Source organism: Caulobacter segnis, from assembly GCF_003243465.1.
Lineage (GTDB): Bacteria > Pseudomonadota > Alphaproteobacteria > Caulobacterales > Caulobacteraceae > Caulobacter > Caulobacter segnis_A.
The window spans coordinates 1-10,683 of sequence record NZ_QFQZ01000115.1 but is presented as its reverse complement, the minus strand read 5'-3'; the positions used below and the strand labels follow the sequence as shown (position 1 = coordinate 10,683).

The following is a 10,683-nucleotide window of genomic DNA, read 5'->3' as shown; positions in this document are numbered from 1 at the left end:
GCCGCGGCCAGGGCGGCCTTGGTCGCGTCCTCCGCCGACTGGGCGTGGGCGCTCGTGGCGAGCAGGGCCAGGGCGGCCGCGCCGGCCAGGCAGGCGATCTTGGTCATGGACGTTTCCCCTCACGCGGGCCGCGACTCTGGCGACCCGAGGGCGGAGCATGGGGGTAAAATTCCGCCTTCGCCAAGGGGCGCGAACGTGGCCTGTCGTGATCTAGACGAACACCGCAACGTTCTGCCGCGCCAGGATCAAGGGGCGGCCCTCAGCGTCCCAGAGGTGCATCTCCTGCGTCGAGTATCCGTCGGCGATGGTCTCGGCGCGGCTGCGCAGCAGGCGCCAGCCGTCGTCGCCGATCGGGGGCGCGCCGACGACGTCCAGCGACCAGGTCATGGTGGAGATCGGGCCAAAGCGCTTGAACAGGGTCATGGCCGGCGGTGGCGGGGCGTCAGCCAAGGCGACGAGGGCCGTCAGGTCTCGCGCCGCCGCATCGCGGTGGCGGATCCAGAGCAGGTACTCCGGCGGCTGGCCCGAGCCCGGCCGCGCCCCGCCGGCCATGCGCACCTCGAAATGGCTGATGAAGGTGGGACCCGCGCCTTCTGGAAAAAAAGGCTCGCAAGCCTCGGGCGGCGCGACGGCCGGGGCGGGGCGGTCCTCGTGGGCGAGATCCGAGTCCCGGCTCGCGCCAAAGGTCAGCACGCCATGGGTCGCCACGCCTTGTTCGCCGACCAGATCGACCGCCGCGAACAGGGTCGACTTGCCTTGCCGGAGCGCCTTCACCGCGATCGACAGCTCACCCGCCGCCGGACCGACGAAGGCGAACTGGCCCGAGCGCAGCGGCGGCGCCTCGGGAAAGGCCCGCTGAGCGGCCTCCACGCACAGCGCCGCCGAGAGGCCGCCATAGGTGGTGCGGCCCTGCTTCCAGTCGTCGGTGACGTGGGCGGAAAAACCGGCGTCGGTGGCGACGACGCCGGCGATCAGATCGGAATAACTTGTCATTCGCAGAGGTTCGTTTTCTTTCGCTACGGAAGTCAACGCCTCTCGTCGCGCTAATTCGCCGCCAGCGCCTCCTGTAGGCCGGGCGTGAACCCCGCCCCCGCCTTGACCTGGGCCGTCGACGCCTTGAGCGCGCCGCCGATCGGCTCGGAGCGGCCGCCCAGGCAGCCCTTCAGGAACTGCTCGGCCACCGCGTTGAAGGCTATGTTGTTCTGTGGCCGGGCGAAGCCGTGGCCCTCGTCGGGGAACAGGACATAGGTGACCGGAATGGCCTTGGCCTGCATGGCGGCCACGATCTGGTCTGACTCGGCCTGATTCACGCGAGGGTCGTTCGCCCCCTGGCCGATCAGCAGGGGCTTGGTGATCGCGCTGGCGCGATAGACGGGCGAGCGATCCTTGAGCAGGGCCACGCCCGCGGGCGTCGTGGGATCGCCCATGCGCTTGTAGAACTGCTGCTTGACCGCCTCCCAATAGGGCGGAATGGTCTTCAGCAGGGTCTCGAGGTTCGAGGGGCCGACGATGTCGACGCCGCAGGCGAAGGCCTCGGGCGTGAAGGTCAGGCCGACCAGGGTGGCGTAGCCGCCGTAGGAGCCGCCCATGATCGCGGTCTGCTTCGGGGTGGTGACGCCATTGGTCTCGGCCCACTTCACGGCGTCGATCAGGTCGTCGTGCATCTTGCCGGCCCACTGCAGGTCGCCGGCGCTGATGAAGTCCTTTCCGAAGCCAGTGGACGCCCGGTAGTTCACCGACAGCACCGCGTAGCCGCGGTTGGCCAGCCACTGGTGGTAGCTGTTGTAGCCATAGACGTCGCGTCCCCAGGGGCCGCCGTGCACGAACAGGACCAGCGGCGCGGGCTTGTCGGCCTTGCCGTCGCCATTGGCGTCAGCGCCCGGCGGCAGGGTGAGGTAGGAGACCAGCGTCAGGCCGTCGCGCGCCTTGATCTCGACCGGATGCATTGGCTGGAGCGGCTGGCCCTCCAACTCGGGGCGTGTGACGAACAGCTTGGTCAGCGAGCGGCCCTTGCGGTCGTACAGATAGTGCGCGGACGGCGCGCTGACTGGATCGACCGCCACCGTCCAAAGGTCGTCGGCGTCGGTCCGTGACGTAATGTTGATCTCGCCCTTCAGCTGCTGCTGCAGAAAGTCGAGGTCTGCCTTCACGGTCGGATCGACCGCGGTCCAGGTGTTGCGCAGGTAGTTGACCGCATAGGCCTGGACGACGCCGGTCTTCGGGTCGGCCAGGACCTGCCCGATGTCGGCCTTGGGGTCCTGCGCCACGATGCTGGACTGGCCGCCCGCCAGGTCCTGGGCGATCAGGGCGGCGGTGTTGCGGCCCCGCGAGTCCAGCCAGTAGAGCGTCTTGCCATCGTGCGTGAAGCCGACGGCCTCCGTGGTCAGGGAGTCTTCGAGGCCGTAGCTGACGACCGGGGTGGTCTCGACCTTGCCGTCGACGATCCGGAAATAGTCGGCCCCGCCATCGTCGCGCGACCTTTGCGCCATGCGCAGGTTGAGATCCTCGTCGGCGACGAAGCCGCCATAGCTGTCGTTCTTGAACACCAGCTTCAGCGCGCCGCTCTTGAGGTCGAGACTGTAGACGTCATGCCAGCGCGGGTCGCGATTGTTCACCGCCACCAGGATGCGGTCCTTGACCTGACGGCTGACGCTCAGGACTTCCGCGCGGGTCTTTTCGAACGGCGTCAGCGTCCGCTGCGCGCCGCTGGCGACATCGACGCCGTAGAGCAGGAAGTTCTCGTCGCCGCCCTTGTCGTTGACGAACAGGATGGACGCGGAGTCCGGCGCCCAGAAGAAGCTGCGGATCGGGCGGGTCTTTTCCGCCGTCAGGGGCTTGGCCTGGCTGGGATTGGCGCGGGGCGCGACCCAGATGTTCATCACGCCATCCCGGGGTGCGCCCCAGGCCAGCCATTTTCCGTCGGGACTAAGCTGGGCGCGGCCTCGGCTGGGGTTGCCGAACAGCTTGGCGCGTTCGATCAGCGGCGTCGAGGCCACCGCCTGGGCGGCCGTCTGGGCGTGGGCGATGTTGGGCAGGAACGCGAGCGCCGCGACGGCGGCGAGAAGCACTGTGCGCATGATGAGCTTCCCCTTTGAAGAAGCTCAACTTTGGGACACTCGCGTCAAAACGCACAAGTCAAAACCGACCAACGTTCGGCGAATGTGATCAGTGCAGCGTTCGGCCCGCGATCTCAAGCGCCAGGAAGTCGCTGAGCTTTGCCTCTTCGGCGTCTTCCTGGGCCATTTCCTCAAGCAGGACGGCGGCCAGCAGCCACTCCTGCAGATCCTCTTCGGACGCAGTCCCGTTCTCAAGGGCTTCCTTGACGGTCTCGATCAGCCATTCAACGGCGTCAGCGTGGCTCTTACGCATGGTCTTGCCTCACAACCTGGAGGCAAGAATACCGCCTGAGGTATCCAAAAGCGCTGCGACACGCCGTCATCCGGGCGCCGCAAGTCGCCGCAGGCCCGCGCGGCCGAAGCCGCGCGGGCGGGCTGGCTTACTGGCCGCCCTTCAGCTTGCGGTCGAAGAAGTCCAGGTGGGTCTTTAGCACGCTGAGGCCCTTGGACTTGCCGCTGCCGGCGCTGTGACGCTCGCCGGGATACAGCGCCATCTCGAACGGGATCGCCTTCTTCTGCAGCGCCGCCATCACGCGGGTGCTGTTCTCCAGGATCACGTTGTCGTCGGCCATGCCGTGCAGCAGCAAGAGGCTGCCGGGCTTGAGCTTGTCCAGGCGGGTGTTGATGTCGGAATAGGCGTAGCCGGCCTTGTTCTCGTCGGGCTTGCCCATGTAGCGCTCGGTGTAGGCGGTGTCGTAGAGGCTCCACTCGGTGGGCGGCGCCCCGGCCGCGCCGGCCTTGAACGGGGTGTTCTCGGCCGTCATCAGCATCAGGGTCATGAAGCCGCCGTACGACCAGCCCATCACGCCCAGCTTGTCGGGATCGACATAGGGCAGGCCAGCCAGGAACTTGGCGCCCTGCAGCTGGTCCTCGACCTCCACCGTGCCCATGCGGCGGTCGAGCGCGCGCATGAACTTGGCCGAGCGGTTGCCGCTGCCGCGGTTGTCCAGCTTGAAGATCACATAGCCGGCTTCGAGGTAGGTGCGTTCCGACGGGCTATGCCAGCCCTTGGTCACGCGCTGGGCGTGCGGGCCGCCATAGACCGAGACGATGGCCGGATACTTCTTGGCCGGGTCGAAATTGGTCGGCTTGAGGATCTCGTAATAGAGGGTCTCGCCGTCGGCGGCCTTCAGGCTGCCAAATTCCGGAACCGGCAGGGTCGAGGCATAAGGCCAATAGGGGTGACCCTCGGCGAGCTTGTTCTCTTCGATCCAGCGGACGCGCTTGCCATCGGCCGAATAGAGCGCCGTCTGTGGCGGGGTCTTCGGGTCGCTGTAGGAACCGGCGAAGGCGCCGCCAGCGCCGGCCACCTTGGCCGTCCACCAGCCGCCGGCCGAGGTCAGGGCCTTGGGCTTGCTGGGCTTGGCGTAGCTCACTTCGTACAGGCGGCGCTCCAGCGGCGTGTCCATCGAGGCGGCGAAGATCGCCACCTTGCGGGCCTCGTCGACGCCTTCCAGCGCCGAGACCGGCCAGTCGCCCTTGGTGACCTGGGCGATCAGCTTGCCGTCGGTGGCGTAGCGATAGAGGTGGCGATTGCCGTCCTGCTCCGACGACCACAGGAACGACCCGTCCTTCAGCGCATGGAAGTCGTCAGCGACCTCGATGTAGTGCGGATCGGTCTGGGTCAGGATCACCCGGCCGGCGCCGGTCGCGGCGTCGAAGGCGATCAGGTCCAGGGTCTTCTGGTCGCGCGTCAGGCGCTGGGCGTAGATCGTCTTGCCGTCGGCCGACCAGTCGACGCGGGCCAGATAGATGTCCTTGTTCGCGCCAAGATCCAGCGGGGTCACCTTGCCCGAAGCCAGATCGCGGACGAGCAGTTCGACCACAGCGTTGGGGCGGCCGGCGCGGGGGTAGCGCTGGTTGACGATCGTCGCGCCGCTGGGACCGATGTCGGCGCGCGGCACGATGTCGACGCCGCTCTCGTCGACGCGGGTGTAGACGATGCGGGCCTCGTCCGGGCTCCACCAGTAGCCGGTGAAGCGGTCCAGCTCCTCCTGGGCGATGAATTCGGCGGTCCCGAACGACAGGGCGTCCTTGCCCTCGGTGGTCAGGGCCGTCTCGGCCCCGCCCGTAAGCGGCTTGATATAGAGGTTCTGGTCGCGGACGTATGACACGTAGCCGCCCTTCGGCGAGACCCGGGCGTCGACCTCGTCGCCGGGCGTCTCGGTCAGGCGCGTGACCTTGCCGTCGGCGACGCTGTCCACATAGAGGTCGCCGTCCAGCGGCACCAGGATGAAGCGGCCCTGCTTGTCCCAGCTGTATTCGATGATGCCGCGCGTGGCGGCGACGCGGGCGCGTTCGCGGCGGGCCTTTTCGGCTTCCGACAACTCCTTGGCGCCCGAGGACAGAGCCGCCGAGTCGATCAGGCGATAGGGCTCGCCGCCCTTCACGTCCGCCGCCCACAGGTCCTGGACATTGGCGGCGTCGGGCTTGGCCTTCAGGTAGGTGACCCGCTTGCCGTCCGGCGACAGCGCCACGCCGCGCGCCGTCGGGCCCGACAGGCTGGGATCGGCGAAGATCCGCTCGGGGGTCAGTTTTTCCGCCCCATTTTTCGCTAAAGATTGGGCGGGGGAGGTGAGGGCGAGGACGGCCGCGAGCGCCGTGAGCGAGGGCGTTTTCATGGCGCGGGACGCTATGCGCGAGCGTCGCCGTTGTCAGCAGCGAAGTTGTTTCAGGCTTGAAACTCTATCGGCACATGGCGGACAGCGCATCGAGGTCGACCGGCTTGGGCGGAACGGGCAAGCCCCTGGCCTTCAGCGCGCCGTCCAGCGTGGTGGGCTGGGGCGGCAGGCTGGGATCGACATCCGTCTTGTAGAACGGGTGCTTCTGCGCCTTCTCGAGCGTCGTGAATGCAAAGCCCTTGTCGCGATAGAGCTTGAACAGACGCGGCATCATGCGCGCGTCGAAGGCCCCGGCGTGCATCAGCAGGACATAGGGAATGTCCTTGCCGTAGAGGGTCTTGGCCATCGCACGGGATCGATCCGCAATGGCGGCGGCGCCTTCCAGGTAGCGCTTCTCCAACTCGGCGATGGCCGCCTGGTCGCCCTTGGCCGCGCAGCGAGCGTAGGGCTCGTTGAAGGCCCAGTCGTCGAAGGTCATGGTCACGCTGGCGATCTTGTAGTGGTTGGCGGCCAGCCATTGGCGGATGGCCAGGCGCTTCTCGGGCGTGTCGCCTTCCGACAGGAAGGGAAAGCGCAGCCAGCGCCAGTCCTGGCCGGCCATCAGCTCCTTCAGCATCGGCTCGTTCCTGGCGATCTCGGCGGTGAACTGGTCGGGCGTCAGGGCGGCGAGGTTCTGGTGCGACCAGGTGTGATTGCCCAGCGGCTGGCCCGCGTCGCGCCACATTTTCAGCACGGGCGTAGAGTCTGGCTCGCGCTCGGTCTGGACGCCATTGATGAAGCCAAAGGCCGGGGCCTTGGCGTCGGCGGAGGCTTTCAGCAGGTCCGCCGCCACCTGTACCCGGGTCACTCCTGGCGGCAGCGCGCTGTGGGCGGGCAGGTCATCCCAGGTGAAGGCGATCACCGGCTTGGGCGCTGCTTGCGCGGTGGTCGCGAGGGCTAGCGCCAATCCTACCGCTCCCATCCCCCTTCCGATCTCCCCGGCGAATGCCGGGGCCCAGATCGAACGCAAAGCGCCAACGACTTTGGCTGTGATTGTGGGCGCACGCACGTCTGACTCTCCGGATGGACCTGGGCCGCGGCATTCGCCGGGGAGGTCGGATTTATTGGATGTTACTTCGCGTCGAACAGGCTCAGCGGGATGGCCTGCGCCATCGCCTTGTAGCCCGCGAGGTTTGGATGCAGGCCGTCGTTGTCGTACGCCTTCAGCAGATGCGTCGGCTTGGCCGGATCGCGCAGGGCCTTGTCCCAGTCGATGACGCCGTCGAAGTTCCCTGGCGCGCGGATGAAGGCGTTGATCGCCTGGCGGTCGGCCTCGCTCTCCGGGCCGGGGTGATAATAGGCCGAGCCGCCATAGGGCAGGATGGTCGCGCCGATCACCTTGATTCCGCGCGCCCGGGCGCGGGCGATCATCTGGCGATAGGCGGCGATGACCTGGTCGACCAGAGCCTTGTGCGCCTCGGGCGTCGCGGGGGCCTCGCGGGTCAGCGTGCCCAGGTCGTTGACGCCCTCCAGCAGCACGAGGTGGGTGACGCCGGGCTGGCTCAGCACGTCGCGCTCGAAGCGGGCCAGGGCGTTGGGGCCCAGGCCGTCCAGCAGCACGCGGTTGCCGCCGATGCCCTGGTTGAGGACCGCGAGGTTCTTGCCTTTTAGTCGCTCGATCAGGGCGTCGGTCCAGCGCAGGTTGGTGTTGGGCTGGACGCCGTAGCCGTCGGTGATGCTGTCGCCGAACGCGACGATCGCCGCCGCCTTCTTGGCGGTCGGGACCACCTCGACGCCCGCGATCTGGAACCAGCGGTCGGCGGTCTTGGCGCCCGGCAGGTCGGCGGCGGCCACGTGGTCGCCGGCCAGCACATAAGAGGTCGCGCGCGAGCCGGGGTGACCGGTTTGGACGTCGGGCGCCTCGACATAGCGCAGGCTGATGGCCAGGCTGGTCAGGGGCGCGACTTTCAGGGCGATGGGATCGGACCAGTACTCGGCGCCGGCCGGGATGGTCACTTCCGTGCGGCCCGAGAAGGTGAGGGCGCGGTCGGTCTCGGGCTTGATGCGGGCGCTGTCGAGCGCGGCTGAGACGGCGACGTGGGCCGCCTTGATGGTCAGCGGGCGCGTCCCGAAGGTGTTGGACAGGCGGACCCGCAGCTTGTCGCCGCCCAGGCTGAGCCGGACGACCTGGCGCAGGGTGGCGTCACGATAGTCTTCGGGGGCGAGGCTGTTCTTGGCGTCGGGGGCGAGCTGGGCGCTGGCCCAGGCGCCGACCCAGCGATCTTTTACCTGCGCCGCTTGCGCCGCCAAGGGCGCGGCCATGGCCAAGGATAGGGCCAGGACGGCCAGCGATCGACGCGTACGCAACATCATCAGCGCTTCTCTCCCGCTCCGCCTGTGCGGCGGTAGCGGTAACAGTGGTATGACCTCTGCGATCGTCCGTAAAGCGGGCGGGCGGCCTTTCAGCGCCCGCGACGCGCCGTCGCATAAGAATCGCTTGCATCTACACCGATGTTAGCGCTATCAGAGATCCGTGAGGCGCCGAGCGCCTCTGCCCTTCCTGGGCGTTTCCTCCCTATGAACTTTCAGCCCGGTCATTTGGCCGGGCTTTTCTTTTGCGCGCTGCGGCTCGAAGATGGCGGTCCGAAACCTCGGAGACGCCCATGTCCGTCGGCAGGCCGCCCAAGAAAACCGAAACCCTCGAGATCCGCCTGCCGCCCGAAACCAAGGCCGCCTTCATGGCGCGCTGCCAGGGCGCGCGGCGCACGGCCAGCGAGGCCTTGCGCGACTTCATCGAGCAGGATCTTCGCGCCACGGCCCAAACCCGCCGCCGTAGCTTCGCCTGGCGCGTCCTCGCGGCGGCCTTGGCGGGTCTCGCCGTCGGGGCCGTCGCCGCCCCGTCGCTCGCGCGGCCTTCCGGCTCGGACGCCGCGTTCCAGCGGCTGGACGCCAATCATGACGGCGTTCTCAGCCTCGACGAATTCAAGGCGCGCTGACGCGGCTAGCGGATCGGCCGGACGAAGCGGTCCCACTGCAGGTTCAGCCAGGTCCAGGGCTTGTAGATCGCCGCGCCGGGCTTCCATGAGGCCAGCACCAGTTCGGCCTCGCCCACGATGTTCTCGGCGGGCAGCAGGCCGACGCCCAGCTCGCGCGGCCAGCGGCTGTCGAGCGAGTTGTCGCGGTTGTCGCCCATCATGAAGTAGCGGCCCTCCGGCACGACATAGACGCCGGTGTCGTCGCCGGCCTGGCCGGCGCCGCCGTCATAGGTGACGTACGACCTTCCGTCGGGCTGGCGCTCGCGGACCTCGAGCACGGGCCGGTCGGGATCGTCATGGTCGCGGACCAGGGTCATCGGGGCCTGGGGGAGGGGCTTGTCGTTGACGAACACCTGCCCGCCGCGGACCTGGATGCGGTCGCCCGGCAGGCCGATCACCCGCTTGATCCAGGTCTGGCCAGGATCGCGGGGCAGTCGGAACACCACCACGTCACCGCGCTTGGGCGCGCCGCCCAAGAGGCGTCCGGCGGGCAGCGGCGGGTTGAACGGCAGGGACGCCCGGCTCCAGCCATAGGCGAACTTGGAGACGACGATGTAGTCGCCGACGACCAGCCCCGGCTCCATGGACGAGGAGGGGATCGTAAAGGGCTGGAACAGCACGATCCGGAAAACCAGGGCGATGGCGAGGCCCGCCAGGGTGGTGCGGATGATCTCCAGGATTTCGGACCTGGCGCGCGGCGAGGTCTGGGGCGCGGCGGAGGGGGTGAGCGTGTCGGTCATGTCCGCAGTGGGCGCCCCCGGCCTCTGCACCGCCAGCACGACCGTGTCCGGACGGGGAGCCAATCGTGTCCGGACAAAAGAAAAAGGCCGGGCGACGCGCGCCCGGCCCAGGTCATGGAGGGGAGGAGGTTTTAGAGGATCAGAAGCGCTTCTTGATCGACAGATAGACCTGGCGCGGCGGCGCCGGCAGGACGGTCATGGCCTCGCCGGTCGGATCGCTGTTGACGAAGCCGCCCGAGCCGATGGTCGAGATGTAGTCCTTGTCGGTCAGGTTGGTGACGTTGATCTGGACTTCCAGGCCCTTGCCCAGGCCTTCCTCGGGGAAGCGATAGCCCAGGGTCAGGTCGGCCACGGTCGTCGACGGCGCCAGGCCGCCGATGTTCTCGTAGGTGTAGTAGCGCTTGTCGGTGTAGGCGACGCCGAGCTTGCCGAAGAAGCCGGCCCGGTCGAACGCGATCTCGCCCTTGAAGATGTTCTTGGGCGTGTTGACCACGGTCTTGCCCTTGGTGCGGGCCTTGATCGAGCCGTCCTGGGCGACGACGTCGTTCTCGTATTTGGAGTCATTGTAGGTGTAGGCGCCGTAGAGGCTCCAGGCGTCGGTCAGGCGGTAGGTGCCGGCCAACTCCACGCCCTTGGTCTCCACCGAGCCCACGTTCGACAGCACCGGCGCGTTGCCCTGGATCGACGAGCCCTGCGCCACCGCCAGCAGGCGGTTGTCGAAGGCGACGTGATAGGCGGCGGCGACGCCCTGGAAGCGCTCGGTGCGATAGCGGGCACCGAGCTCGAAGGTCTTGGAGCTTTCCGGCTTCAGGGTCTTGGCGATGTAGTCGACGCGGCTCTGGTCCAGCGAGGCGAACGGACCCGAGGTGGCCGCCGAGACATAGGCGCCCATGTTCTCGGTGTAGCCGCCGAACACTTCGAAGTCCGGCGAGGCTTTGTAGACGAAGCCGACCTGCGGCAGGAAGTTGTCCTTGCTCTCGATCTGGCCGCTAAGCGGGGCGCCGACCACGGTCTGGACGTTGTTGGTCACCTTGATCGCCTTGAAGCCGAAATTGACCTTCAGGGCGTCGGTGAGCGTCCACTCGTCCTCGATGTGGCCGGTCGTGGTCTTGGTCTCGAACTTGTACTGCCACTGGGTGAAGAAGGGATCTTCCTGGAAGTCCAGCGGGTCGCGCGACGGGGCCGCGGCCGT

General features: G+C 67.7%; 9 protein-coding genes. 1 reads left to right on the top strand and 8 read right to left on the bottom strand.

Annotated features, from left to right (window positions below; genetic code table 11):
• Nucleotides 1-210 precede the first annotated feature (210 nt).
• From DI526_RS22010 to DI526_RS21985, 6 genes are all read right to left on the bottom strand, one after another.
• The gene (locus DI526_RS22010) at nucleotides 211-993 is read right to left on the bottom strand and encodes a thioesterase family protein (protein WP_304282739.1); all 783 of its coding nucleotides are present in this window, start codon (nucleotides 991-993) and stop codon (nucleotides 211-213) included.
• A gap of 50 nt (nucleotides 994-1,043) precedes the next feature.
• Nucleotides 1,044-3,077 carry a S9 family peptidase gene (locus DI526_RS22005; RefSeq protein ID WP_304282737.1) on the bottom strand — a complete coding sequence of 678 codons (2,034 nt, stop codon included), beginning with the start codon at nucleotides 3,075-3,077 and terminating at the stop codon, nucleotides 1,044-1,046.
• Between the two features lie 88 nt (nucleotides 3,078-3,165).
• On the bottom strand, nucleotides 3,166-3,369 hold the full coding sequence (locus DI526_RS22000) for a hypothetical protein (RefSeq protein ID WP_304282734.1): 204 nt from the start codon (nucleotides 3,367-3,369) through the stop codon (nucleotides 3,166-3,168).
• A gap of 127 nt (nucleotides 3,370-3,496) precedes the next feature.
• Entirely contained in the window at nucleotides 3,497-5,737 is a 2,241-nt protein-coding gene (locus DI526_RS21995; protein ID WP_304282731.1) for a S9 family peptidase, read from the bottom strand.
• Nucleotides 5,738-5,801: 64 nt separating this feature from the next.
• Entirely contained in the window at nucleotides 5,802-6,698 is an 897-nt protein-coding gene (locus DI526_RS21990; RefSeq protein WP_304282728.1) for a polysaccharide deacetylase family protein, read from the bottom strand.
• Between the two features lie 149 nt (nucleotides 6,699-6,847).
• Nucleotides 6,848-8,089 carry an SGNH/GDSL hydrolase family protein gene (locus DI526_RS21985; protein WP_304282726.1) on the bottom strand — a complete coding sequence of 414 codons (1,242 nt, stop codon included), beginning with the start codon at nucleotides 8,087-8,089 and terminating at the stop codon, nucleotides 6,848-6,850.
• A 290-nt stretch (nucleotides 8,090-8,379) separates the two neighbouring features.
• Here DI526_RS21985 and DI526_RS21980 point away from each other — a divergent pair, with 290 nt between their 5' ends.
• On the top strand, nucleotides 8,380-8,712 hold the full coding sequence (locus DI526_RS21980) for an EF-hand domain-containing protein (RefSeq protein ID WP_304282723.1): 333 nt from the start codon (nucleotides 8,380-8,382) through the stop codon (nucleotides 8,710-8,712).
• A gap of 5 nt (nucleotides 8,713-8,717) precedes the next feature.
• Here the strand turns inward: DI526_RS21980 and lepB are convergent, their stop codons facing one another.
• A complete protein-coding gene (lepB, locus tag DI526_RS21975; RefSeq protein WP_304282719.1) occupies nucleotides 8,718-9,491 on the bottom strand; it encodes a signal peptidase I in 774 nt (257 codons plus the stop codon).
• A gap of 139 nt (nucleotides 9,492-9,630) precedes the next feature.
• A partial coding sequence (locus DI526_RS21970) for a TonB-dependent receptor (protein WP_304282716.1) occupies nucleotides 9,631-10,683 on the bottom strand: 1,053 nt, incomplete at its 5' end.

What these genes read in the sequence shown, in the direction of transcription:
- DI526_RS22010 (WP_304282739.1), bottom strand. Translation starts at nt 993, where the DNA reads ATGACAAGTTATTCCGATCTGATCGCCGGCGTCGTCGCCACCGACGCC.
- DI526_RS22005 (WP_304282737.1), bottom strand. Translation starts at nt 3,077, where the DNA reads ATGCGCACAGTGCTTCTCGCCGCCGTCGCGGCGCTCGCGTTCCTGCCC.
- DI526_RS22000 (WP_304282734.1), bottom strand. Translation starts at nt 3,369, where the DNA reads ATGCGTAAGAGCCACGCTGACGCCGTTGAATGGCTGATCGAGACCGTC.
- DI526_RS21995 (WP_304282731.1), bottom strand. Translation starts at nt 5,737, where the DNA reads ATGAAAACGCCCTCGCTCACGGCGCTCGCGGCCGTCCTCGCCCTCACC.
- DI526_RS21990 (WP_304282728.1), bottom strand. Translation starts at nt 6,698, where the DNA reads ATGGGAGCGGTAGGATTGGCGCTAGCCCTCGCGACCACCGCGCAAGCA.
- DI526_RS21985 (WP_304282726.1), bottom strand. Translation starts at nt 8,089, where the DNA reads ATGATGTTGCGTACGCGTCGATCGCTGGCCGTCCTGGCCCTATCCTTG.
- DI526_RS21980 (WP_304282723.1), top strand. Translation starts at nt 8,380, where the DNA reads ATGTCCGTCGGCAGGCCGCCCAAGAAAACCGAAACCCTCGAGATCCGC.
- lepB (WP_304282719.1), bottom strand. Translation starts at nt 9,491, where the DNA reads ATGACCGACACGCTCACCCCCTCCGCCGCGCCCCAGACCTCGCCGCGC.